24 protein-coding genes and 1 tRNA gene are annotated in these 24,102 nt (G+C 61.7%); all 25 read right to left on the bottom strand.

Annotated elements, in window-relative coordinates:
* Window positions 1–46: 46 nt before the first annotated feature.
* Window positions 47–120: transfer RNA gene (locus H8K20_RS11730), tRNA-Gln, on the bottom strand.
* A gap of 191 nt (window positions 121–311) precedes the next feature.
* Entirely contained in the window at window positions 312–515 is a 204-nt protein-coding gene (locus H8K20_RS11725; protein ID WP_105205243.1) for an alpha/beta-type small acid-soluble spore protein, read from the bottom strand.
* A gap of 144 nt (window positions 516–659) precedes the next feature.
* Entirely contained in the window at window positions 660–1,166 is a 507-nt protein-coding gene (locus H8K20_RS11720; RefSeq protein WP_186488512.1) for a hypothetical protein, read from the bottom strand.
* Window positions 1,167–1,615: 449 nt separating this feature from the next.
* Complete coding sequence (locus H8K20_RS11715; protein WP_186488511.1) at window positions 1,616–2,482, bottom strand: hypothetical protein; 867 nt, start codon at window positions 2,480–2,482, stop codon at window positions 1,616–1,618.
* Window positions 2,483–2,585: 103 nt separating this feature from the next.
* Window positions 2,586–3,659 carry a cell division protein FtsZ gene (ftsZ, locus tag H8K20_RS11710; RefSeq protein ID WP_105205246.1) on the bottom strand — a complete coding sequence of 358 codons (1,074 nt, stop codon included), beginning with the start codon at window positions 3,657–3,659 and terminating at the stop codon, window positions 2,586–2,588.
* A gap of 257 nt (window positions 3,660–3,916) precedes the next feature.
* Complete coding sequence (locus H8K20_RS11705; RefSeq protein WP_186488510.1) at window positions 3,917–5,065, bottom strand: cell division protein FtsQ/DivIB; 1,149 nt, start codon at window positions 5,063–5,065, stop codon at window positions 3,917–3,919.
* A 3-nt stretch (window positions 5,066–5,068) separates the two neighbouring features.
* Entirely contained in the window at window positions 5,069–6,319 is a 1,251-nt protein-coding gene (gene murA / locus H8K20_RS11700; protein ID WP_186488509.1) for a UDP-N-acetylglucosamine 1-carboxyvinyltransferase, read from the bottom strand.
* Window positions 6,320–6,734: 415 nt separating this feature from the next.
* The gene (gene murG / locus H8K20_RS11695) at window positions 6,735–7,853 is read right to left on the bottom strand and encodes an undecaprenyldiphospho-muramoylpentapeptide beta-N-acetylglucosaminyltransferase (RefSeq protein WP_105205450.1); all 1,119 of its coding nucleotides are present in this window, start codon (window positions 7,851–7,853) and stop codon (window positions 6,735–6,737) included.
* 140 nt (window positions 7,854–7,993) lie between these two features.
* The gene (ftsW, locus tag H8K20_RS11690) at window positions 7,994–9,178 is read right to left on the bottom strand and encodes a putative lipid II flippase FtsW (protein WP_207721556.1); all 1,185 of its coding nucleotides are present in this window, start codon (window positions 9,176–9,178) and stop codon (window positions 7,994–7,996) included.
* Between the two features lie 97 nt (window positions 9,179–9,275).
* Window positions 9,276–10,286: a phospho-N-acetylmuramoyl-pentapeptide-transferase gene (mraY, locus tag H8K20_RS11685; protein ID WP_186488508.1), complete on the bottom strand. Its 1,011-nt coding sequence runs from the start codon at window positions 10,284–10,286 to the stop codon at window positions 9,276–9,278.
* The gene (locus H8K20_RS11680; RefSeq protein ID WP_186488507.1) at window positions 10,283–11,677 is read right to left on the bottom strand and encodes a UDP-N-acetylmuramoyl-tripeptide--D-alanyl-D-alanine ligase; all 1,395 of its coding nucleotides are present in this window, start codon (window positions 11,675–11,677) and stop codon (window positions 10,283–10,285) included. Before H8K20_RS11680 ends, mraY begins: the two co-directional genes overlap by 4 nt.
* A 44-nt stretch (window positions 11,678–11,721) precedes the next feature.
* Entirely contained in the window at window positions 11,722–13,179 is a 1,458-nt protein-coding gene (locus H8K20_RS11675) for a UDP-N-acetylmuramoyl-L-alanyl-D-glutamate--2,6-diaminopimelate ligase (RefSeq protein ID WP_186488506.1), read from the bottom strand.
* A 54-nt stretch (window positions 13,180–13,233) separates the two neighbouring features.
* Complete coding sequence (locus tag H8K20_RS11670) at window positions 13,234–15,447, bottom strand: penicillin-binding transpeptidase domain-containing protein (RefSeq protein ID WP_186488505.1); 2,214 nt, start codon at window positions 15,445–15,447, stop codon at window positions 13,234–13,236.
* A 217-nt stretch (window positions 15,448–15,664) separates the two neighbouring features.
* Window positions 15,665–16,123 carry a hypothetical protein gene (locus H8K20_RS11665; protein ID WP_186488504.1) on the bottom strand — a complete coding sequence of 153 codons (459 nt, stop codon included), beginning with the start codon at window positions 16,121–16,123 and terminating at the stop codon, window positions 15,665–15,667.
* A 97-nt stretch (window positions 16,124–16,220) separates the two neighbouring features.
* Window positions 16,221–17,144, bottom strand: coding sequence for a 16S rRNA (cytosine(1402)-N(4))-methyltransferase RsmH (rsmH, locus tag H8K20_RS11660; protein ID WP_407938513.1), 924 nt, complete (start codon window positions 17,142–17,144; stop codon window positions 16,221–16,223).
* Window positions 17,145–17,185: 41 nt separating this feature from the next.
* Window positions 17,186–17,608: a division/cell wall cluster transcriptional repressor MraZ gene (gene mraZ / locus H8K20_RS11655; RefSeq protein WP_105205257.1), complete on the bottom strand. Its 423-nt coding sequence runs from the start codon at window positions 17,606–17,608 to the stop codon at window positions 17,186–17,188.
* A gap of 78 nt (window positions 17,609–17,686) precedes the next feature.
* Window positions 17,687–17,953 (bottom strand): hypothetical protein, encoded by a 267-nt coding sequence (locus tag H8K20_RS11650; RefSeq protein ID WP_186488502.1) that lies wholly within the window; start codon window positions 17,951–17,953, stop codon window positions 17,687–17,689.
* A 49-nt stretch (window positions 17,954–18,002) separates the two neighbouring features.
* Window positions 18,003–18,464 carry an ATP synthase subunit B family protein gene (locus H8K20_RS11645; RefSeq protein ID WP_105205258.1) on the bottom strand — a complete coding sequence of 154 codons (462 nt, stop codon included), beginning with the start codon at window positions 18,462–18,464 and terminating at the stop codon, window positions 18,003–18,005.
* 2 nt (window positions 18,465–18,466) lie between these two features.
* Window positions 18,467–18,952: a pantetheine-phosphate adenylyltransferase gene (coaD, locus tag H8K20_RS11640; RefSeq protein WP_105205259.1), complete on the bottom strand. Its 486-nt coding sequence runs from the start codon at window positions 18,950–18,952 to the stop codon at window positions 18,467–18,469.
* Window positions 18,949–19,569, bottom strand: coding sequence for a 16S rRNA (guanine(966)-N(2))-methyltransferase RsmD (gene rsmD / locus H8K20_RS11635; RefSeq protein ID WP_341480845.1), 621 nt, complete (start codon window positions 19,567–19,569; stop codon window positions 18,949–18,951). Before rsmD ends, coaD begins: the two co-directional genes overlap by 4 nt.
* 69 nt (window positions 19,570–19,638) lie before the next feature.
* Entirely contained in the window at window positions 19,639–21,459 is a 1,821-nt protein-coding gene (uvrC, locus tag H8K20_RS11630; protein WP_186488501.1) for an excinuclease ABC subunit UvrC, read from the bottom strand.
* A 153-nt stretch (window positions 21,460–21,612) separates the two neighbouring features.
* Window positions 21,613–21,876 carry an HPr family phosphocarrier protein gene (locus H8K20_RS11625; protein WP_105205261.1) on the bottom strand — a complete coding sequence of 88 codons (264 nt, stop codon included), beginning with the start codon at window positions 21,874–21,876 and terminating at the stop codon, window positions 21,613–21,615.
* Between the two features lie 192 nt (window positions 21,877–22,068).
* Entirely contained in the window at window positions 22,069–22,779 is a 711-nt protein-coding gene (locus H8K20_RS11620) for a DUF554 domain-containing protein (protein ID WP_154867714.1), read from the bottom strand.
* Complete coding sequence (trmD, locus tag H8K20_RS11615) at window positions 22,776–23,531, bottom strand: tRNA (guanosine(37)-N1)-methyltransferase TrmD (RefSeq protein WP_186488555.1); 756 nt, start codon at window positions 23,529–23,531, stop codon at window positions 22,776–22,778. The genes H8K20_RS11620 and trmD overlap by 4 nt, the downstream gene beginning before the upstream one ends.
* Complete coding sequence (gene rimM / locus H8K20_RS11610; RefSeq protein WP_154867712.1) at window positions 23,521–24,027, bottom strand: ribosome maturation factor RimM; 507 nt, start codon at window positions 24,025–24,027, stop codon at window positions 23,521–23,523. Before rimM ends, trmD begins: the two co-directional genes overlap by 11 nt.
* Window positions 24,028–24,102 lie beyond the last annotated feature (75 nt).

Raw genomic sequence — 24,102 nt, 5'->3', positions numbered from 1 at the left:
ATAAATAGGTGGCCTTCATGTCGGCACTGCTAACAGTACCATTTTTTGGCTGCGGAACTAGGATTCGAACCCAGACAAACAGAGTCAGAGTCTGCCGTGCTACCTTTACACAATTCCGCAACAACAGCTATTATTATAACCCAAACCACAAAAATGTCAAGATGTTTTTTAAAATTTCTCATTTCTTTTTCTATAGATAGCGCACTTTAAGGTCATGACGCAGGGACGGCGGTACCGAGCCGCCAAAACAGGCCGCACAAAGCGAGAGCGCCCCGCCTATTGGCGGGGCGCTCTCTATCCAAAGAGGAAAGTTATTTGGCAGAGTTCTCGTAAGCCTCGATCATTTTCTTGACCATCTGGCCACCGACAGAACCGGCCTCGCGAGAGGTCAGGTCGCCGTTGTAACCCTGTTTCAGGTTTACGCCCACTTCGTTGGCCGCTTCCATCTTGAAACGATCCATAGCCTCTCTAGCCTCGGGAACTACCAGGTTATTGCTGCTTTTGCTGTTAGCCATTTGTAAACACTCCTTGTTAAAAGTTTAAGTTTTGCGTTTGCAGTAGTAGTATGAGCTGCAGCCGATTTTATATAACTGGTAATTTCATGTAATAGAACTGTTTTATAAATGCAGGTGCAAAGACGTATTGGCCAAAACAAGCGCTCAGGTGAGGCCGAGCAGCAGGCGCACCGCGCCGGCGGTGAGCAGGCTGTAGCTGTCGAGCACAGCGGCAGTGGGCAGCAGGATATCCTGCGGCTCTATCAGGTGGCCAAACACGCCGGTGACCGGGCGCAGCAGGCTGACGGTGGCCTGCTCGCTGTTTTGCGCCGAGATGGTCAGGCTGTCGCGCAGCGACATGCCGCAGGTGAGCAGCTGGGTGTGGCGGCGGCCGGGCGGCAGCGGCTCGGCGTGGGGCAGGATCGTACAGCAGGCGCGCATGTCGGTGGGAAGCAGCTTGCCCGCCCCCTGCTTGACCGCTATCACGGCACGGACGTCTTGCAGGAGCTGGATGCAGCTGGTCTCGCGCAGCAGCAGTGCGGTGCCGCCGCGGCGGTATACCTCTAACTGCCGCTCGCGGTAGGTCTGTTTCCAGCCGGGCAGCAGGCAGCGCCGCATGGCCCGGCCAAGGCGGCGGTCCTCGGTATCCCCCAGCAGTATGATCTGTACCAAACGCTCCATCCCCAGTCTTTATCATTTATAAAAATTGGCGGTGTCATGCCGCATACCACCGCATTCTCTGTAGGTAGTGTGCCCGGCGACGGGTGCAAAATTTCACCCGGGCGGCAAAAAATACCAGCCCGATAGACAGGCCTGTTTCTTTGCTCCCAAAGGGGCGGCGCGCAAAAAGGCACCTGACACAGCTGTGTCAGGTGCCTTTTTAAATTGTTACGAAACTGTAAATTGGCGGGTATTGGGGGCAATCAAAACCTATTTTGACATGTTTTATGTACCCTGCTTGCGGTGTGACCTCTGGACGTCTGCGCCCTATTGTCGCATGAGCTGGAAGCAGCCAATTGTAACGAAACTGTAAACTTGGGGCTTTACCGCACTGTTTTGCACGAAAAAAGCAGGTACCGGCGCTGTTACACGCCCCTTTTTTAGTGGAAGAGGAATGGCCGCTACTTTTTTTGCAGCATACGGCCGATAGATCGTAGCAGCCCGCTGGCCGGCGGCTGTTTTTTCACCGAGGTATACATGCGGTTGTGCCGCACCTGGCCGCCGTACGGCGCGGCGGGGCGGACATTCTCGCGGTTGGGCTGGGGCGCGACTACCGGCTGGCTGGGGGCCGGCTCGGCAGCGGGCGCAGGAGCTGATTCGGGCAGCGGAGCGGGAGCGGCATCGAGCTGCTGCAGGCGATCGCGGTAGAGCTGGATGGTATCGCCCATTGCGTCCAGCCGGCGCTGCAGCTCGCTGGCGGTGTCGCTGACGGTTTGGCTGATCTGCCCCAGCTCCTGCTGAAAAGAGAGCATCTCGCCGCCCAGCACCTCGATACCCGCCAATATCTGCCGGCGCTGCTGCTCGGCCTGCTCACGGCCCTGACGCACCAGGTTGCCGGCCATGATCTTGGCATCGACCAGCGCGGTGGAGATCTCGAACTCTTTTTCCTCGTAGTCTTTGAGCTTGTCCTCGTACTGGTGGACCATGGCGGTGAGCTCGTCCCGCTCGCCCTGGACCTGTTGCAGGTCGCGATCTTGCTGGCCCAGCTTGTCGCGCTGCTGGTTGACCTGCGAGCTGAGCAAAATGACTTTGTCGCCCAGCTCTTTGGTCTTTTGCTTTTGCTGGGTGAGCATGTCGTCGAGACTGGTGAGCCGGTCGTGGATGACGGCGTTCTCCTCGACGAGCTGCTGCTTTTCGCCGTCCAGCGCGTCGATGCGCTCGAGCAGCTGGGCCTTCATGGCGTCGTTTTGATCGTTGAGTTTTTCCAGGTAGGTGATGACATCTTTTTTGTGAAAGCCCATCACCGCGCTGCGAAACTGCCCGTCCATGAAAAGCCCCCCTCTCTCGGCATGCGCGCCGTATCGTTTAGCTGGTGGTGCACAAAACAGCCCACACCCCCAAAAAGGGGCGCCGGCTGCCTTACTTTACCACTTACAGGTTGTTTTTGGTATTGAAGATCTTGAGGATATCGTCGATGTACTCGTTCTCCTCGCCCTCTTTTTCGCCCGACTTGAACTGATAGTTGGGAATACCGAACTGGTTGGGCGTGTTCTCGTCGAAACCGGTGGCGATAACGGTGATCTGCATCTCGTCCTGGAAGGACTCGTCGAAAGCCGCGCCCCAGATGATGGTGGCGTTGGGATCGGCGGCCTTGGTGATCTCGCTGGAGGCAATGGACACCTCGTCAAGACTGATATCGGTAGAGGCGGTGATGTTGATGATAACACCTTTGGCGCCGTTGATCGAGGTCTCGAGCAGCGGGCTGGAGATGGCGGCGGCAGCGGCGTCGACCGCCTTATCTTTGCCGCCGGCGCGGCCCATGCCCATGTGGGCCAGACCCGCGTCTTTCATGACGGTAGTGACATCGGCAAAGTCGAGGTTGACCAGTCCGGGGACATTGATCAGGTCGGTGATGGACTGCACGCCCTGCTTGAGCACGTTGTCGGCGGCCTGGAAGGCGTTCATCAGGGTGATGGGGGTATCGGCCAACAGCTTGAGGCGCTCGTTGGGGATGACCACCAGCGAGTCGACATTCTCGCGCAGGGCGGCGATGCCGGTCTCGGCCTGGTCCATGCGGCGTTTGCCCTCGAAGATAAAGGGTTTGGTCACTACGCCGACGGTGAGCACGCCCAGCTCTTTGGCCACCTCGGCCACTACCGGGGCAGCGCCGGTACCGGTGCCGCCGCCCATGCCGGCGGTAATGAACACCATCTGCGAGCCCTTGAGGGCGGCCACGATGGCATCGCGGCTCTCCTCGGCGGCGCGCTGGCCCTTTTCGGGGAAACCACCGGCTCCACGGCCCTGGGTCAGCTTGTCGCCGATGCGGATCTTGTGGGTGGCTTTGGAGTGGTTGAGGGCCTGCTGGTCGGTATTGACCGAGACGAATTCCACCCCGCGCATGCCGTCGTCGATCATGCGGTTGACGGCGTTGCCGCCGCCGCCGCCCACGCCAACTACTTTGATGCAGGCAACCTGCTCGAAATCGTCATCCAGAATAAAGCTCACTTGATAATCCCCCTATAGCAGCGAAAAAAGGTCTAGGGCGCCTTTTTCGCACGTCATTTGACAAAGTTTTATAGCCGGTACCCGCCGCTGTATGGCCGCGCAGCACCCGCCGTGCCGGCAAAAGCGTATTCTATGGCCAGCATACTTATTTTCACTTATTCTAAATTTAGCAGAACCAGGCCAAAATAGCAAGAGCTTTTGCCGGTCCACGTGCTGTTTTTGCACCATTTTTAACGCTCTGTTCACCTTTTTGGCAGCTATTCCCCGCCCGGCTGCTCTGCCGGGGCCTGTGCGGCGGTATCGGCGCTGCCGTCGGCGGCGGGTTCCCCGCCGGTGGACGGCTGCTCGCCGGCGTCTGCAGCCGGTTGTTGGTCGCCGCTATCGCCACTATCTTCGGCCGGCTGCTCTGGGGCGGGCGCCTCTTCCACCGGGGTGGTATCGGCCTTGGCGGTCACCTTGCCGGGGATGGAGGCGTCGAGGATGGTGCGCTGCAGGGCCAGATTTTTCTGGGCCAGCACCTCTTTGACCATCTGCACCTTGTAGTCGAGCTGGTAGTCGGACCCCAGCTTGACCTTGTAGAACTCGCCCACCTGGATGGTGATGTTGGCGGTATCGGACAGATCGATGAGCCGCACGTCCTCGAGCTGGTACTTTTTGATGGACTGCTGCAGCTTTTGCAGCAGCTGGTATTTCTCGTCGTCGTCAAAGGACAACTTGGCCCCCACCTCGACCCCAGCTACCTTGACGCCGGCCACCACATGCACCCCGTCGGGCGCCTGCGGGGCCGCGGTCTGGATGATGCGGCCGGAGGCGCTGAGCAGGATATAGCCGCTCTCGGTCTGTACGGCCATGGTGGCGGCGGCGTCTTTGGCGCTGATCTGCAGGGTGCTGGGCAGCACTCTTTTTACCTGGATATCGTCGAGCAGCGGGAAGCGGCGGTACAGCGTTTCGGCGATCTTGTCGGTGTTCAGGCGGAAGAGGTTCTCCCCCACCTCGACCCCGCTGGCGGCCACCACCTCCTCGGCGGTGTAGGCGGTGATGCTGCCTTTAAACTGCAGCTTTTCGATGTTAAAAAACACGGTGATGCACATGGTGAGCCCCACCACCAGGACAAACACGAACAGCAGCGCAAAGCGAAACACCAGCTTTTTTTTGCGCTTTTGCTGCCGGCGCTGGGCCGCCTCGCGCTTGCGCTTCTCACGCTCCAGCGACATGCTCTTTTCGCGGGCCCGGTCGCGGCCGGGAGTGTCGTCGAAAACGGGGGCCGGGCGCGGTTTGGCACTCTTTCGTTTTTGCGCGCCGACAGGCACCACCGGCTGCCGCTTTTTAGGTGGGCTGCTGCCGGCCAGCCGGTCGAGCCGATCGGCTGGGCTGGGCGCCCGATTTTTTTTGTCCTGTTTTTTCATCTTCTAAACCCTTTTCATCTCCCCGCCCAGGGCCGAGACCTGGCCGTCCAGGTCTTCGTACCCCCGCAGGATGTGGTCGATATCGGTGATCTTGCTCTCTCCCGGAGCGGCCAGCGCGGCCATACAGACCGCTGCCCCGCCCCGCAGATCGGTGGCCCGTACACTGGCTGGCCGGTAGCGGCTGCCCCCCTCTATGTAGGCGACCTGGGGGTGGGGCAGCTGGATGGCGGCCCCCAGCTTTTCCAGCTGCCGCACGTAGACGAAGCGGTTTTCAAACACGGTGTCTACCACTGTGGTGGTGCCGCGGGCGGTGGCCAGCAGCGTGCACAGCAGCGGCTGGATATCGGTGGGGACCCCGGGATGGGGCGCCGTGCAGATGAGGCCCGGCCCCCGTATGGTGGAGGGGGATACCCCCACCCGGTCGTAGCGCAGATCGAGTTGGGCGCCCATTTTTTTGAGCATTGGTAGCACGTTGTAGAGGCCCATGGGCGTGATGCCCTGCAGCGTGACCTGACCGCCGGTGATGAGGCCCATACACAGTAGGGTGACCGCGGCGATGCGGTCGGGCATGATGCGGTACTCGCAGCCGTGCAGCCCACCACCGCCGGACACGGTGACCGTATCGGTGCCCATACCCTGGATGCCGGCCCCGCAGGCGGTCAAGAACTGGATGAGATCGACTACCTCCGGCTCGCGGGCAGCGCCGTGCAGCACGGTTTGGCCGTCGGCGCTGACGGCGGCGATGAGCAGGTTTTGGGTGGCGCCCACGCTGGGGTAAGGCAAAAAGATATCGGTCCCCTGCAGGTGCCTGCCCTCCAGACTGATCTGCTTTTGATCGTAGTCGCTGACGGCGCCCAGCGCCTCGAACCCGCTGAGGTGGTAGTCGAGCGGGCGGCGGCCCAGCGCGCACCCGCCGGGATAGCAGAGCTGTACCCGGCCAAAGCGGGCCAACATGGCTCCCATAAAAATGGAGGAGGAGCGCAGGCCCCCCATCAGGTCCTCTGGCAGCGGCCGGTAGGCGGCGGGGGCGGTATCGATGGTGAGCGTGCTGCCCTCACGCTTTACTCGGCAACCCAGGTACACCAGTATACGGGCCATCGAGGCCACATCGGTCAGGTCGGGGCAGCTGTGCAACACGACCTGCGCGCCGGTAGCCAGCGCCGCCGCCATGATGGGCAGGCAGCTGTTTTTGGAGCCCTGCACCCGGGTGATACCGCGCAGCGGCCGCCCCCCTCTTATGATATAGCTGTCCATAAAAACGCATCCTTTCATACATGTCATGCACCAGTGTATGAAAGGGGGCGGTTTTGCGTGAAGGGGCTTTTGCGTGAGAAAATACTGACGTTTTGGGAATTTTTACGCGTGTGGCTCTGGGGATGTTACGCAAAAGCGGTAAAGAATCGCTTTGCAGGGCACCGCCCTGCAAGCCGCAAGCGGCACCGCCATTCTTTACGGTCTCTGCTCCCGCTCTAGGATCCTACTTATGTATGGGGTCCTTTTAGATAGGGTCGAATACATGCTGTCTAGGGTCGTTCAGAAGAACGGCCGCTTTGCCGGGCCTTGCCCGGCAACTGCTGTGCAGAACGCTGGGTAGACGGCAGGTGCTTGGGGGATGGGGGCCGCTTTTTTCCTATGCCGCAATGGGTGCGCTGAAAATGGGCGCTTTGGATCACACCATGGCCAGCAGTTCGCGGCAGATGCGCTGGGCGGCGTCGATGATGGCGATACGGGAGCTGGCGTGGCCCCAGCGGGCCAGCTCGCCGGGGTCGGCGATGAGGGCCGCCACCTTTTTGATGAGCAGCTCGCCGGTGAGGTCTTTTTCCTCGATAACGGCGGCGCCACCGGCTTTTTGCAAAACCATGGCGTTGTGATACTGGTGGTTTTCGGCCACATAGGGGGACGGGATGAGGATGGCCGCTTTGCCCGCGGCCTCGAGCTCGCTGAGGGTGATGGCCCCGGCCCGGCAGATGACCAGGTCGGCGGCGGCCATACAGCGGTCCATGTCCTCGATGTACTCGCGGATATCCAGCCGCTCATTTTGCGCGTCTACCCCGTTTTGGCGCAGCCGCTCCATAAACGCCGCCCGTCCGCTGCCGCCGTAGGCGTGGATGTGGCGCACCTGGGGGCAGTTTTTCTGGGTGTAGGCCATCAGGTCGGCCACCACCTCGTTTATGGGGCGGGCCCCCAAGCTGCCGCCGAAAGAGAGGATACAGGTCTCCCACTCGCCCAGGCCCAGCGCGCGCCGGGCCTCTTTTTTAGAGGCGGCCAGCACGCTTTGACGCACCGGATTGCCGGTGATGACGCAGCGGCCCTTGGGGTGCAGGTACTGCTCGGCGGCGGGGACCGCCAAAAGCACCTTGTCCACCTCTTTGGCCAGCAGCTTGTTGGTGACCCCGGGAAAGGCGTTTTGCTCGTGAATAGCGGTCTTGATACCCATCTTGGCTGCCTGCTGCACGATGGGGCCGCTGACGTAGCCGCCGGTGCCCACCACGATGTCGGGAGAGAACTCGCGCAGGATCTTTTTGGCCCGGCTCGGCGCGCCCACCAGGCAGCGCACTGCATCGAAGTTATGGGCCATGGCCGAGGGGGAAAAACTGCGGTAGAAGCCGCGCACCCGCATGGTATAAAAGGGGTAGCCGGCCCGGCCCACCAGCCGCTCCTCCATGGAGTTCTGGTTGCCCACAAAGGCGATCTGGGCGTCGGGTCGGGCCCGTTTCACCGCTTCGGCGATGGCCAGAGCGGGGTTTATATGCCCCGCTGTGCCGCCGCCTGCCAGTAGTAAACGCATGTCGCTGTCCTCGCTTTCTGTGTTGTATAAAACCTCGTACAGCCACTGCCGGCGGCAGTGGCTGGAGAGGGGCCGCACCGGGGCTCATGTCCCCGGCGCGGGCCGCTGCTCACCCGCCGGGCTGCTGGGGCCCGGCCGGGCTATTTTTTCTCGAGCCGGCTAAAGCGCGAGACCGAGAGCACCACTCCCATCTGCCCCAGCAGCATGAGCAGGGAGGTGCCGCCGTAACTGAAAAACGGCAGCGAGATACCGGTGTTGGGCAGTGTATTGGTGACCACGGCGATGTTTAAGAGCGCCTGCAGGCCCACCTGGAAAGTGAGGCCCATGGCCAGCATGCTGCCAAAGCGGTCTTTGGCCTTCATGGCGATGGCAAAGCCGCGCACCACCAGCAGGATGAACAGGATGATGACGATGAGCGCCCCCACCAGCCCCAGCTCTTCGCAGAGGATAGAGAAGATAAAGTCGTTGTGGGGCTCGGGCACGTAGAGGTGCTTTTGCCGCGAGTTGCCCAGGCCCAGCCCGAAGAACCCGCCCGAGCCGATGGCCAGCAGCGACTGCACCGTTTGCCAGCCGTCGCCTTTGGCGTCGATGAAGGGGTCTTTCCACATCTGCAGGCGGGGGATGGCGTGCTCGAGCACATCGGTGAAGAGCAGCAGGCAGACCAGCGCGCCGGCGATGAGACCACCGCCGATGAGAAACCACTTGGTGCCGGTACCGCCCACGAACATCATGGCAAAGCCGATGGTGACGATGAGGATGGTTCCCGACAGATGGGGCTCGAGCACCATGAGGCCGATGGTGATGCTGAGCACCGCCATAAACGGCAGCACCCCGTAGCGGAAGGTCTTCAGCTGCTTGTAGTTGCGGTCGATGAGGTGGGCGAACACCACGATGACGGCGAACTTGGCGATCTCGGAGGGCTGGAAGGTCATGCCGCCGATGATGATCCAGCGGCGGGCAAAGTTGATGGGCGGCATGAACAGCACCACCACCAGCAGCGCCACGGCCACGATCCAGATGACATAGCAAAACCGCTCGTAGATGTGGTAGTCGATCTTGGAGATGATGAGCATAGCCGCGATGCCGGCCACCGCAAAGATGGCCTGGCGGGTGATGTAGTGGAAGCTGTTGCCCTCGTTATAATAGGCGTAGGCGTAGCTGGCCGAAAACAGCATGACCAGCCCAAAAGCCACCAGGATGAGCACCAGTATCAAAAACGTGGCGTCGAAGGGCCTGCTTTTTTTGCGCGGCGGACGGCTCTGCACAGCGGCCTGCGACTGACCACCGACATTTTGTGCCCGTACTTTTCTCGCCTTTCTGTTCAAAAGGTCCTCACCTCGTCTCTCGCTCTCCCGGCGCCGGCCAGGAAAAATTTTGGTGCGGGGCCGGGCCCCGCCGCATTTATACAGTTTATATCGATGTCTACAGGGCGCTGACCCAGATGATTGTCAGCACCGCGCCGATCAGGGTGATGACCGAGAACACGGTGACGATCTTCACCTCGCTCCATCCGCACATCTCAAAGTGGTGGTGGATGGGGGCCATTTTAAAGATGCGCTTGTGGGTGAGCTTGAAAAAGCCGATCTGCAGGATATCGGATACCGTCTCGATGACGTAGATGATGCCCAGCAGCACCAGCGCCACCGGCAGCCCGATACCGAAGGCCAGCGCGGTGACCAGCCCCCCCAAAAACAGCGAGCCGGTATCGCCCATGAACACCTTGGCCGGGTAGAAATTATAGAGCAAAAAGCCGATACAGCCGCCGGCCAGCGCCGCCGAGAGGATGTTCATACCGGCAAAGCCGAGCATGCCGGAAATGACGATGAAGCCCAGGCTGGCGCAGAAAGTGACCGAGCTGGAGAGCCCGTCGAGCCCATCGGTGAGGTTGACGGCGTTGACGGTGCCCACAATGACAAACAGCGCCAGCGGAAAATACCACAGCCCCAGCTCGATATCGCCTGCAAAGGGGACCTGCACCGAGGTGGAGCGGTCGCCGGACAGGTAGCAGGCGGCGATGTAGGCCGCGGCGATGAGCAACTGGCCGAGCATCTTCTCGCGGGCGCGCAGGCCCAGATTGCGCTTTTTGACCACCTTGATATAGTCGTCTAAAAAGCCCAGAAAGCCAAAGGCCAGCGCCATGAGCAGGCCGTAGAACAGCCGCGCCCGGTGGCTGGGCAATATGGTGGCAAAGGTGTTTTTATCCAGCCCCTGCATAGCGAAATAGGCGATGAGGGTAGCCACCGGGATGCCGATGATGAACATCAGCCCGCCCATGGTGGGGGTGCCCTGTTTTCCCTTATGCCAGGTGGGGCCGATCTCTTTAATGGTCTGGCCGTAGTGCAGCCGCTTTAAAAAGGGGATGATGAACAGCCCCCCCACGGCCGTGATGGCAAAAGACAGCACCGCTGCCAGGATCACCGGTATTTGACTCATCTGCACGTCCCCCCGTTTGTATGGTAGATCTCCTCGAGAACTTCTTCTAACTTCATGCCCCGGCTGCCCTTGACGAGCACGCAGTCGCCGGGCGCCAAAGCCGCGATCACCGCCGCGGTGAGGGCCGGCTTGTCGGCAAAGTGCCGCACATCTACCCCACCGGCGGTGGCGGTCTCGGCACAGCGCAACATCTGCGGGCCGTACAAAAAGGCGCAGTCGATGCCGTTGTCACAGAGCATCTGCCCCACGTCGCGGTGCATCTGCTGGCTGTGCTCCCCCAGCTCCAGCATATCTGCCAGCACCGCTATTTTGCGGCGGCCGGGGAAGTTTTGTGCCAGCAGGGTGATGGAGGCGCGCATCGAGTCGGGGCTGGCGTTGTAGCAGTCCTCGATAAAGGTGATATCGCCGCACTGCACCAGCCGCTGGCGCATGCCGGCGGGCTGGTAGTCGGCGCAGCCGGAGGCGGCGGTGGCCACCGAGAGCCCCAGCGCCGCCGAGACGGCGATGGCCGCCAGCGCGTTGAGCACGTTGTGCTGGCCCAGGCAGGGGATCTGCACCGGGAAATCCCCCTCCTTACAGTGTACGGTAAAAAAGGTGCTGACTCTGTCGGAATGGATAGATCCGGCCACAAAATCTGCCGACTTGTCCGCTATGGCATAGCGCAGGATGTGATCTGCCCCCGGCACCTGTGTCACGGTGGAGAGCAGGTCGTTGTCGCTGCACAGCACCAGCGTTTTGGGGCCCTGCAGGCCCAGGGCGATATCCAGCTTTTCGTGCAAGATGTTCTCGCGGGTGCCCATGGCCTCGAGGTGGGAGACGCCGATGTTGGTGACCACCGCCACCTCGGGGCGCACCGCGCGGGTCATGGGGGCTATCTCGCCAAAGCCGCTCATGCCCATCTCGATGACCGCCAGCCGGGTATCGTCTTGCAGGCGAAACAGGGTGGCGGGCATGCCGATCTCGTTATTCTGGTTGCCCTCTGTCTTGAGGGTCTTACCAAAGCGGCGCAGCGCGGCGTAGATCATCTCTTTGGTGGTGGTTTTGCCCACGCTGCCGGTGACCGCCACAAAACGGCAGCTCTCGAACAGGTCGCGGTACAGACCGCCCATGGCGATCAGGGCATTTTTGGTGTTTTGGCACACCAGCTGCGGGCCGCCGGCTCGCTCTACCGGGCGAGCCACCACCGCCGCCGCGGCGCCTTTGTCAAAAGCCGCCTGCACGTAGGCGTGGCCGTCGAAACGCTCGCCCTCGATGGCCACGAACAGGCTGCCCGGCACGATGGTCCGGGTGTCGCTGGATATCTCGGTTATCTGCTGGGCGGGGTCGCAGCCGCCCGGCAGCTGGGCGCCGATGGCCCGTGCGATATCGCCCAGTGGCAAAGATCTCATCATCACGCTCACGCCTTTCCTTTCGTCTTCTCTGTACGGGGCGGCGCCTAGTTCTGGTGGGCGCGCTCCCACTCTTTTACCGCCTCGGCCACGATCTCGTGCTCGTCGAAGTACACGGTGCAGGTGTCGATGACCTGGTAGTTTTCGTGCCCCTTGCCGCACAGCACCACCACATCGTTGGGCCGGGCCTGTTCGATGGCCCAGCGGATGGCATAGTAGCGGTCCACCTCCAGGTGGTAGGGCACGCCCCGGTCGCGGATGGTGGAGACGGTATCTTCCAGGATCACGTACGGGTCCTCGTTGCGGGGGTTATCGGACGAGATGACCATCACATCGGCGTACTGGGCCACGGTGCTGGCCATTTTGGGGCGCTTGGTGCGGTCGCGCTGACCGGCGCAGCCAAACAGCACCACCAGCCGGCCGGGCACAAAGGGCCGCAGGGTGGAGAGCAGGTTTTCCAGCGCGTCGGCGGTGTGGGCGAAGTCGCAGATGACGGTGAACGCCCCCCGGTAGAGCACCTCGGCCCGGCCAAATACCCCGTGGCAGCCGGCGACCGCCCGACAGATCGCGTCCAGCTCTAAGCCCAGCGCCCGGCAGGCGGCGATGACCGCCAAGATGTTGTATACCGAGAACAGGCCCGGCATGCCGAACTGCACCGGGATGCGCTGCTCACCGTGCACCAGCGTAAACGACACCCCGTCTACCCGCTGCTGGATGTCGGCGGCGGCAAAGTCGCAGCCGGCGGCGGTGCCGTAGGCGCTCATGGGGCAGACCGCCTCGGCCAGCAGCCGGCGGCCATAGGCGTCGTCGGCGTTGACCGCCGCCGACCGGGCCTGTAAAAACAGCTGCCGTTTGGCCGAGAAGTAGTGCTCCATATCGCCGTGGTAATCCAGGTGGTCCTGGGTGAGGTTGGTAAAGATGGCCGCGTCGAAGGTGACGCCGCACAGCCGCCCCTGATCCAGCGCCTGGGAGCTGACCTCCATCACCGCGCAGTCGCAACCGGCAGTTACCATGCTGGCAAACAGCGCGTGCAGGTCCTCCGGCTCGGGGGTGGTGAACTTGGCCGGCAGGCTGAGGGTATCGATCTGGTTTTGGATGGTGCCGATAAGGCCCACCTTGTGGCCGGCCTGCTCGAGCACCTGCTTGGCCAGCGTGGTGACGGTGGTCTTGCCGTTGGTGCCGGTGACCCCCACTAGCTTGAGTTTTTTAGACGGGTGGCCGTAAAAGGCACTGCACAAAAGGCCGTAGGCCAGGCGGGTATCCCCTACCACCAGCTGGCGCGCGCCCAGGCCCAGATCGCGCTGGGCGACGACGCAGATCGCGCCTTTTTCCAGCGCCTGGGCGGCGTATGCGTGCCCGTCGGACGAGCGGCCCACCAGGCACAAAAACACAGCGCCCTCGGTCACCTTGCGCGAGTTGGAGGTGACCATGCTCACCGTCACCTGCAGGTCCTGCAGGCCGTCGGGCTCCAGTGCGGCCCCGCGCAGCAATGTCTGTAAGTCCATCAAAAGCCTCCTCGCGGCGGACAGCGCCGCGCGCCCCACCGGGGGCGCACCGCGCTAGTCGCCGGAAACTGTGTTGTCGTAAAATTCCACCGTGATGACGGTGCCGGCGGGCACCATCTCACCGGGCTGGATGCTCTGCTTGTTGGCTGCGGCCGCCGAGGCGTCGCTGCCGCCACCGGTCTCTTTTATATTCAGGTTGGCGCTCGCCGCCATCTGCTGCACCACCGACGGGGTGTAGCCGATGAAGTTCGGCACCTGCACCATCTGCTGCGAGGTGTCGGACTCGGTGTACAGGGTGATGGTGGAGCCGGTGGGCACCTTCTGCCCGCTGTTGGGGTACTGGGAGACGACGGTGGTGCCGCTGCCGACCCGGTTGACCTTAAAGCCGCTGGACATGAGCGTGCTCTCGGCGGTGCCGATCTCCTGCCCGGCCAGGGCCGGGACCGACTGCTCGATCCCCTCGTCGCCCTTTTCGTAGGTGGGCTCGATGCCCAGGTAGGGCAGCGCGTCGGCCATGAATTTGCCCACTGCCGGGCCCATGAGGGTAGAGCCGTAGATGCTGTAGCTGTCGGCCTCGTCTAAGAACATCAGGCAGACGATCTGCGGGTCGTCCACCGGGGCAAAGGCGCAGAAAGAGGCGATGTACCTGGTCTCGCCGCCCTCCTCGTCGATCTTCTGCGAGGTGCCCGACTTGCCGCCGATGCGGTAGCCCTTGACGTAGGCGCGCTTGGCCTGACCGTCGGGGTCGGCCACCACGTGCTCCAGGAACTCGGCCACTTCTTTGGAGGTCTCTTCAGAGATGACCTGACGCACCAGCTTGGGCTGGAAGTTCTCGACCACGTTGCCGTCGGCGTCGACGATCTTTTTGACGATGTGGGGCTGGTAGAGGTAGCCGCCGTTGACCACGGCGCTAAAGGCGGTGGCCATCTGCAGCGGGGTGATCTTGTTGGTCTGGCCGAAAGAAGAGGTGGCCAGGCCCACCGGGTAGAGTTTGTCGAGACCGGCATAGATGCTCTGTGCCTCGCCGGGCAGGTCGATGCCGGTCTTTTCGGTGAGGCCAAAGCCCTGGAAGTACTGGTAGAACTTCTCTTTGCCCAGTTTAGCGGCGGTCTGCATAAGGCCGGGGTTGCAGGAGTTCTTGAGGATCTCCATCAGGTTCTGCTGGCCGTGACCGCCCGAACCGACCGAGGCACAGTTGATGCGCTGGCCGTCTACGATCTCGTAACCGGGGCAGTAAAAGCCGCTGTTGGCGTTGACCACGCCTTCCTCCAGCGCCGCCGATACGGTGATGGGTTTGAATACCGAGCCGGGGTAGTACAGGTCGGAGATGACCTTGTTGCGCCGCTGCAGCGAGAGCTCCTCGGCCTCAGCTTTCTCTTTCTCCTCACCGCTGAGCGCCTCGATGCGGGCCTTGGCCTCGGGGTCGTAGATCTCGAAGGGCTCATTGGGGTCGTAGTCGGGTTTGGTGGCCATGGCCAGTATTTCGCCGGTCTTGACGTTCATGACGATGCCGGCGCCGCGCTTGGTGGCGTTGTGCTCGTCTACCGCCTCCTGCAGGTACTTTTCCAGGTAGTGCTGCAGCACCTCGTCGATGGTGAGCACCAAGGTGTCGCCGTCTTTGGCGGCGTACTCTTTTTCGTAGTCGAAAGGCATGTCGAGGCCCCAGCTGTTTTTAATGGCCACCGACCGGCCGGGGGTACCGCTGAGATAGCTGTCGTAGTAGGCCTCCAGCCCCTCCAGGCCCTGGTTGTCGTTACCGACGAAGCCCAGAACCGACGAGAGGAAATTGCCCTGCGGGTAATAGCGCTTGGTGTCCTCCTCCACGTGGATGGCGGCGATCTCTTTTTCGCTGGAAAAAGCCAGTACCTTGTCCACCGGCTCTTTTTCCACCCGGCGCTTGATGATCTCGTAGTAGTTTTTCTTTTTGGTCTTTTCCAGAATGGCGTCTTTGTCCAGTTCCAGAATAGAGGCCAGGTTCTCGGCGATCAGCTCGCGCTGCTCGTCGTTTTTGATATCGGCCGGCGATATGTACACCGTCCACACGGTGGAAGAGGTGGCCAGTATGTTGCCGTTGCAGTCGGTGATATCGCCCCGCACCGAGCTGATGGGGGTGTCGCGCAGCTGCTGCTCCATAGCCAGCTCGGAGTACTTTTTGCCCTTGACGATCTGCACGTTGATGAGATTGGCAAAGACGGTGCCAAAGCCGATGACGACTGTCAGCGCCAGCACGATGATGGTGCGGGTGCTCATCCTCTTGGTCGGTTTCATAGGTGTGAAATGGCCTCCTTTACCAAAAAAAGGGTCAAGATCTGTGTTCTTGACCCTCTGCATTATGCCCAATCATCCAGATCTCGGGTGCACGGTATCGGGTGCGGGGCCCGGCGGTGCAGCCCTCTGCACACCTCTGCCCGCCCCTGCCCACTGCCGCTGCGGGCGTACCGGCCGTCTGTACGCAGACAGCTGGTGACGTTATATGAGTATGGCCCTACAGGCCCAGGTATTCCTTTATCTTGGCTGCCAGCCCACCAAAAAAGCTGGCCACCGGGGACTTCTCCTCGGACACCTCGATCTTGTTTTGCTGCTCGAGGTCGACGTATTCCACCTGCTTGCTGTCGACCCGCACCAGGCCCAGCTGGGTGCTGGCATACTGCTCGACATTTTTTAAGCTCATGCGGGTCTCGAGCTGCATGTCGAGCTGCTTGGTGGTGGAGGTGAGGGTAGCCAGATTGTCTTTGGCGGTGCTGAGCTGGTCACCCAGCTCGGTGAGGACCACCCGGCTGTAAATCATCAGCCCGGTGACGCAGATGGCAATGGCCGCCAGCAGTACCTTACCGGCCGGGGCTCCTTTTTTCTTGGGTTGGGGCTTTTCATTTTTGATGACCCGCATTTTGGGCTCCCGGTTTTCAAACAGGGATAAGTCGTAGGCCTGGCCTGCATTTTTCATCTGGTTTCATCCTCTCTGTGTGGGGTATTTGGGGTGCTGTTTCTATCTGTGTCTCCGGGTGGAGAGTGTCTATTCTATACCGGGGCCTCTGCCCCGCTTACAGTTTTTCGATGACCCGCAGCTTGGCGCTGTGGCTGCGGCGGTTTTGGGCCAGCTCCTCTTCGCTGGGCAAAATGGGCTTTTTGGGGCACAGCTTGCCCTTTGGCTTGCCGCCGCACACGCAGACAGGAAAATCCGGCGGGCAGGTACAGCCTACCGTCCACTGCACGAACTGTTTTTTCACCAGCCGGTCCTCCAACGAGTGGAAGGTGATGACGCACAGCCGGCCGCCGGGGACCAGCATATCGAAGATATCGGCCAGGCCCTGAGCCAGCGCGTCGAGCTCGCCGTTGACCTCGATACGAATGGCCTGAAAGCTCTGCTTGGCGGGGTTTTTCTGCTTGCGCAGCACCGCTGCCGGCAGCGCCGACTTGATGATCTCCACCAGTTCAAAGGTGCTGGTGATGGGCGCCTTTTCGCGGGCGGCGGCGATCTTGGCGGCGATCTGTCGGGAGAATTTCTCTTCGCCGTAGGTGTATAAGATGCGCGCCAGCTCCTGCGGGGAGTAGGTGTTGACCACGTCGTAGGCCGAGAGGCCCGTCTGGCTCATGCGCATGTCCAGCGGCGCGTCGAAGCGGTAGGAAAAGCCCCGCTCCTTGGTGTCGAGCTGGTAGGAGGATACCCCCAGGTCGAGCAGCGCCCCATCCAGCTGGGTGACCCCCACCGCCGCCAGCGCCGCGCGGGCATTTTTAAAGTCGGCCTGCAGCACGCTGGCCGGCAGCCCGGCAAGGCGCTGGGTGGCGATCTCGACGGCGGTGGGGTCTTTGTCGAGGGCGTAGAGGTGGCCGCCCTCCAGACGGGCGGCGATCTGCCGCGAGTGGCCGGCACCGCCGGCAGTGCCGTCGAGATAGGTGCCGCCGGGGCGGATGCAGAGCGACTGGATACACTCGTTTAAAAGTACCGATACATGTGAAAATTCCAAAGCGCCCATCGCCCCTCTCTGCTCAGCCCAAGGCGGCGGGACTACAGCCCCAGCTCCTCCATGATGCCGGCGATCTCCTGCTCGTCGAGCTTCGAGCACTCGGCGAGCCACTGGTCTTTATCCCATATCTCGGCATGGTTGGCAGCGCCGGCCACCACCACGTCTTTTTGCAGCCCGGCGTACTCCCGCAGCGCGGCGGGGAGCAAAATACGGCCCTGCTTGTCCGGTTCCACATCGACGGCACCGGCAAACAAGACCCGCTGTAGCGCTCTGGCTTTAGACATGGGCAAGTTTTTGATCTTGGCGGCGAGAAGATCCCATTCCTCGTAGGAATAGACGGCCAGGCAACGCTCGCCCAGCCCCTTGGTGACCACAAAACGCATCCCCAGGCCCTCCCGCAGCTTGGCGGGAAAGATCATGCGGCCCTTGGGGTCGATATTGTGGCTGTATTCACCCATTAACATCTTCTCACCACCTTTGTGGTACTTCGTTGCACTTTCAACCACTTTTCACCACTTTATTTCATTATAGGGGCAGCCCTATCAAAAATCAAGTGAAAAATTCGCTGCGCGGCGATTGTTCACATTTATTCCACATTGTTTTTTGCAGGTTTTTTCACAAAAAAACGGGGCTTTCGCCCCACTTTTCACCACACTTTTCTGATTTTTGCCAAATTTGACCGTTTTCGGGCGGTAGCGCCCACAAAAAGGCCGTTTTTGCCCCTCTTTTTGCCGGTAATATTTTCCACCAAAATGCCACCGCGGCCCACTTTTTCCACACAAAAAGCGGCGGCTGCCACCGGCAGCCACCGCTCGTTTTCCACATCTATTGCTCTTTTGGGGGAAAGGCGCCCACCGGCTACCGCTTTTTGACCTCGCGGCCGTGCAGCCGGGCCCGGGCCGATTTCACCTCGTCCATCTGGGCGATCAAAAACTGCTCGGTGCTCTTCATCACGTTGTCGGCAAACTCGGTGGAGGCCTGTTTCATCTCTCGGGCCTGCATCTGCGCCTGGCTGAGGATCTCGCCGGCCTTTTTCTGGGCGGCCTTGACCAGGTCGTCCTGGGCGACGATGCTGCGCGCCTTGTCCTCGGCCCGCTTGATGATGGCGGCCGCCTCTTTTTTGGCGGTGGCCACGATGTCGGCCCGGTCGGAGACGATGGCTTTGGCCTGCCGGATCTCGGTGGGCAGGTTGAGGCGGATGTCGTCGGTCAGCTCGCGGATCTTCTCGATGTCCACCACCCGGCGCCCGCCGGACAGGGGCAGCGTCCAGGCGTCTTCGAGCGCGTCGTCGAGCAGGTCCAGTATCTCATCGATATTCATAGTTATTCTCCTTTACTCAACCGGGTCTTGATGGGCTGTACGATGGCCGGGGGCACGAAGTCGGCGATGTCGCCCCCGAAGGCAGCGATCTGTTTTACGATGCTGGAGCTCAGGTACATGTATTTGGAATTGGTGTTTAAAAAGATGGTCTCAAGCTCGGGGTTTAATTTTTTGTTGGCCAGCGACTGCTGAAACTCGTACTCGAAGTCGCTGACGGCGCGCAGCCCCTTCACCACCGCGATGGCCCCCACCTGGCGGGCGTAGTCGGCCAGCAGGCCGTGATAGCAGTCGACCTCTACCCCGGGCAGGTCGCCGGTCACCGCCCGGATCATCTCCACCCGCTCCTGCTCGGAAAACGAGGTGGTCTTCTGCGGGTTTTTAGACACCAGCACGATCACCCGGCTAAACAGCTTGCTGGCCCTGACGATGATATCGAGATGGCCCTTGGTGATGGGGTCGAAACTGCCGGGGCAGATGACGGTGCTCATAGCCGCTCCCCTTTCTGGTAGGTGGTAATGGTGATCTTGCCGTAGCGGCGGCGCTTTTGCTGCTGTAGCTGCCCCACCTGGGGCGGCAGCGGCTCATCGCGGTCGCTCTCGACGGTGACCAGCCCGCCCGCGGCCACGCAGGGCTCCAGCGCAGCCAGTATCTCGCCGTAGAGCCCGCAGGCATAGGGTGGGTCGACGAATACCAGATCGTAGCTGTCGCGGCAGCGGTGCAGGTAGGTGAGCGCCTCGCTCTGGATGACCCGGGCCTGTTTTTCCAGCTTGGCCGCGCGCAGGTTGTCGCGCACCACCTGGTGGGCGGTGCGGTCCTGATCGACGAACACACAGCTGGCGGCGCCGCGGCTGAGCGCCTCGATGCCCAGCTGGCCCGAGCCGGCGAACAGGTCGAGCACCCGGGCGCCGGGCAGTAAAAAGTGGATGGAGCTGAAGAGCCCCTCCTTTACCCGGTCGGTGGTGGGGCGCACCGACAGCCCCTCCAGCGTCTGCAGTCTGGTGCCTCTGGCACTGCCTGTGATGACCCGCATGTAAAAAACCTCTCTTTGAGCGGTGCCGCCGGTGCCGGGCGGGGGCGGCGCCCCGCGCTCGACAGGATGCGACACCTGTTTTGTCTATTATCGTATACTGCGCCCGGCGCTGTCAAGTCGCGGCAAAAAATACCGGGGCGCTCTCTATTTGCCGTTAAAGTAGTCGTACACCGCCAGCGCCGCCTTTTTGGGCAGCTTTCCTCTGTCCATGAGCTGCTGCACGTCGGCCAGCGATATCTCCTCCAGCGAGCGAAAGGCGGTCAGCAGCGCCTTGGCCCGCTTTTCGCCCACGCCGGGGATGTTTGTCAGCTCGGACTTGAGGGCCGAGTTCTTGTGCAGCTTGCGCTGGTAGCTGATGGCATAGCGGTGCACCTCGTCCTGGATGGTGGTGACCAGCTTAAAGGCCGCCTTGTACGACGACAGCGCCACCTCCTGCCCGCCCAGGGCGATGGCCCGGGTGCGGTGCTTGGAGTCTTTGACCATGCCGAACACCGGGATAGAGAGCCCCAGCTGCTGCACGATGGGGCGGATGGCCGCCACGTGGCCCTCGCCGCCGTCGAGCAGGATCAGGTCGGGGATGGTGGCAAAACCCTCGTCGCTGTCGCCGTTTTTCAGGCGGGTGAGGCGGCGGGTGAGCACCTCGCGCATGGAGGCGTAGTCGTCCTGGCCGTCGACGGTCTGGATCTTAAAGCGCTTGTAGGCCCGGCGGTAGGGCTTACCGTCGCGAAACACCACCATGCCGCAGACCTTGTAGCTCTCGCCCAGGTTGGAGATATCGTAGGACTCGATGTAGGCCGGCGGCTCCCCCAGCCCCAGCAGCTTGGCCAGCTCGTCTAAGCCGGCCACCTCGCGGGAGGAGCGGCGGCTGCGGTAGGAGATGCCGGTGACCGCGTTGTCGTAGGCCATCTGCACCAGCTGGCGCTTTTCGCCCCGCTGCGGCACCAGCACCGACACCTTGCTGCCCCGCTTCTCCCCCATCAGCTGCGCCAGCAGCGCGGCGTCGGGGATCTCGAGCTCCAGCAGCACCTCTTTGGGCATATCCTGGCGGGTAGTGTAGTAGCGGGCCACGAACTCGTTGAGGATCTCCACCGGGGTGCCGTCGTCCTTGAGCAAAAACTCGTCCTTGTCGCTGAGACGGCCGCGGCGGAACTTGAGCACCACCGCGCACACGGCGGTGCCCCCCTTGGCCACCGAGATGGCGTCCATGTCCACCTTGCTCTCGAACACCACCTTCTGCCGCTCGTTCAGCCGCCTGAGCGACTGCAGCTGGTCGCGGATAGCGGCCGCCTTCTCGAATTCCATCGACTCGGCCAGACGGGTCATCTCCCGCTCCAGGTCCTTTACGATCTTGTCGGCGCCGACGGTGATGTAGTCCACCGCCCGCTGCACCCGGTCGTTATACTCCTGGCAGGAGATCTTGCCGGTGCACACCCCGCAGCACTGCTTGATGTGGTAGTTGAGGCAGGGCCGCTCCTTGCCGATATCCTGGGGGAACTTCTTTTTACAGCCGGGCAGCATGAACACCTTTTTGGCCAGCTCCACGCTCTGGGTGACCACGAACGAGCTGGTGTAGGGGCCGATATAGGTGCTGCCGTCGTCGATCTTCTGCTTGGCCGCCTGCAGGTCCGGCCAGGGGCCGGGAGTGATCTTCACGTAGTGGTAGCCCTTGTCGTCTTTGAGCAGGATGTTGTATTTGGGGCTGTACTGCTTGATGAGACTGCACTCCAGCACCAGCGCCTCGAACTCGCTGCCGGCCACGATAAAGTCGAAATCGCTGACGTGCATCACCATCTGGTACACCTTGGGCAGGTGCTTGTCCACCGAGTGGAAGTAGCTGGATACCCGGTTCTTGAGCTTTTTTGCCTTGCCGATATAGATGATCTGGCCGGTCTTGTCCTTCATCAGGTACACGCCCGGCTCCAGCGGCAGCTTGCCCGCCTTTTCGGCCAGCATGGGTATGGTCATGGCAGTCGCCCCCCTTTATAAAGGTATGTGCAGCGCTGCGGCCGCCACTTTGGTCGACCGCTTGCACCGAGGGGCCCCGCCCCGACAGGAGCAGGGCCCAAAAATGCAAAAAGGCGCTGCCGCGCAAAAGCGACAACGCCAGGTACAGAGCAGTTACTCTTTAAAGCCAGACTCCACCAGAGCGACCAGTCCCTCAACTGCCTGCTCCTCGTCGCCGCCGTCGGCCATGATGCGGATCTGGGTGCCGCCGATGATGCCCAGCGAGAGCACGCCCAGCAGACTCTTGGCGTTTACCCGGCGCTCCTCTTTCTCCACCCAGATAGAGGATTTGTATTCGTTTGCTTTCTGGATAAAGAAAGTCGCGGGTCTCGCGTGCAGACCGACCTGGTTTTCCACAACTACATCTTTCACAAACATCTTGCCATACTCCTTATATAGATAAAAGATATTCGATCACGTAATTTTAAGGTGGCAGGACGGGGTCCTACCTTATACCGAGACCCATTATACCACAGTTTCGAGCTTTGTCAGCAGGGCCACTCTATTTTCTGCTATTGCCATAAGTTTGCCGGGAACATGCTCGGCCGCATTTGTGTAAAACTTCTACATTTACACCAGCGCTGTTAGCAGATTATACAGGATTGGTACCAACAGGGCCGGCAGCAAGTTGGCGGTCTTTACCTTTTCGCCGAATAAAAAGTTGATACCTATACACAGGATGATGGCGTTGCCCACCACCGTGATCTGGCCCATCAGCGCGTCGGTCATGTAGGGGGCCACCAGCCCGGCCGCCAGCGTGATGCCCCCCTGGTAGACGAGCACCGCCGCCGCGGCAAAACCGACCCCCACCCCCAGGGTGGTGGTGAGCACCATGCCGGTGACCAGGTCGAGGGTGCTCTTGATGATGAGCAGGCTGTAGTCGCCGGTGAGGCCCTCATTCAGCGCCCCCACGATGGACATGGCCCCCACGCAGAAGATGACTGCCGCCGCCACAAACCCGCGGGCAAAGCCCTGGATCTTCAGCTTGTTCTCGATGAGCTGGCCCAGTCCGCCCAGGCGGCGGTCGATATCCAGCAGCTCGCCGGCCACGACGCCCACCACCAGGCTGACGAGCAGCAGCAGGCCGCCGTCAAAGCTGACAGCGCCGTCTTTTACGGTGGCCATAGCGCCCAACATGCCCGAGAGGCCGATGCAGAGGATGGCCAGGCCCATGGTCTTCATCAGGCTGTCCTGCAGCCGCGCGGGCAGCCCCTTTTTAAACAGCAGGCCCAGGCCGGTCCCCAGCAGGATAGCCCCCACATTGATCAGTGTGCCGGTCATCGCTCTTTTCCCCCCGCATCTTCTGCCAGCTGCCGCAAATGGGCCCGGTCACTGTCGGTCAGCGGGGCGCTGTCCAGCATGTCCGGCCGCTTTTTCAGGGTGTTTTGCAGCGCGCCCCGCCGCCTGAAATCGACGATGTTCTGGTGGTGGCCCGAGAGCAGCACCGCCGGCACCTCGCGTCCGTTCCACACCAGCGGGCGGGTGTACTGGGGGTACTCCAGCAGGCCGTTCCAGTGGCTCTCCTCCTCAAAGCAGCTGTCGTCGGCCAGCACTCCCGGCTGCAGCCGCACCACCGCGTCGACCAGGGCCATGGCCGCGATCTCGCCTCCGGTGAGCACAAAGTCGCCCAGCGACACCTCCTCGTCGACGATCTCGTCGAGCACCCGCTGGTCTACCCCCTCGTAGTGGCCGCAGAGCAAAAACAAATTTTGGTGCTGCTGGTAGCTGCGCACCAGCGCCTGATCCATCACCCGCCCCTGGGGCGACAGGTACACCGTCCAGGGGCGCTGCCCGCCGCTCAGCTCTTCGCACACCGCGCGGTGGCAGTCGTAGATGGGCTGGGGCTGCATCACCATGCCCATGCCGCCGCCGTAGGGGTAGTCGTCCACCCGGCGGTGGCGGTCGGCGGTGTAGTCGCGGATGTTGTGGGCGTGTATCTCGACTTTTCCCTCCTGCGCGGCGCGGCCGATGATGCTCTCGCCCAGCACCGCCATCACCATATCGGGAAACAGGGTAGCGATATCAATGCGCATCGTCAAACAGCCCCTCCAGCGGCCGGATGCGCATACTGCCCCCGGCAAAGTCGATGTCCAGCACCACCTCTTTGATGGCCGGCACCAGCCGCAGCTTGTCGCCGTCTTTTACGTGGTACACGTCGTTGGCGCCGGTCTGGCTCACCTCCACCACCTCGCCGTAGCGGGCGCCGGTGTCGGCGTCGTACACCTCCAGGCCCAAAAGGTCCTGCACAAAGTAGCTGCCCTCGGGCAGCTGGGCGTCGTCGCGGTCGATATACAGCACGGTGCCGATGTAGGGCTGGCCGTCCTCGATGCGCTCGATACCGGCGAATTTGACGATGACGATGTTCTTCTGCACCCGGGCGCGCTGCACCTCCATGGCGGTGCCGTCCTGCCGGTACAGGGTATCAAAGTCCAGTAAAAATGCCGGGCTGTCGCACCAGGGCTGCACCCGCACCTCGCCGCGGATGCCCTGCGTGGCCACGATCTTGCCCACCTCTAAAAACTTCTTCACGCTCTTTTTCCTCCTGTAGCTGGCGCCGGGGCGGGCGGCACATCGGGCCGCTGCAGCCCCGGGATGGGGTGTTTT

This window comes from Neobittarella massiliensis (ex Bilen et al. 2018) (genome assembly GCF_014269355.1).
GTDB classification, from domain to species: Bacteria; Bacillota; Clostridia; order Oscillospirales; family Ruminococcaceae; genus Neobittarella; species Neobittarella massiliensis.
The sequence above is the reverse complement of the archived record's forward strand: the minus strand, read 5'-3'. Positions and strand labels throughout refer to the sequence as shown.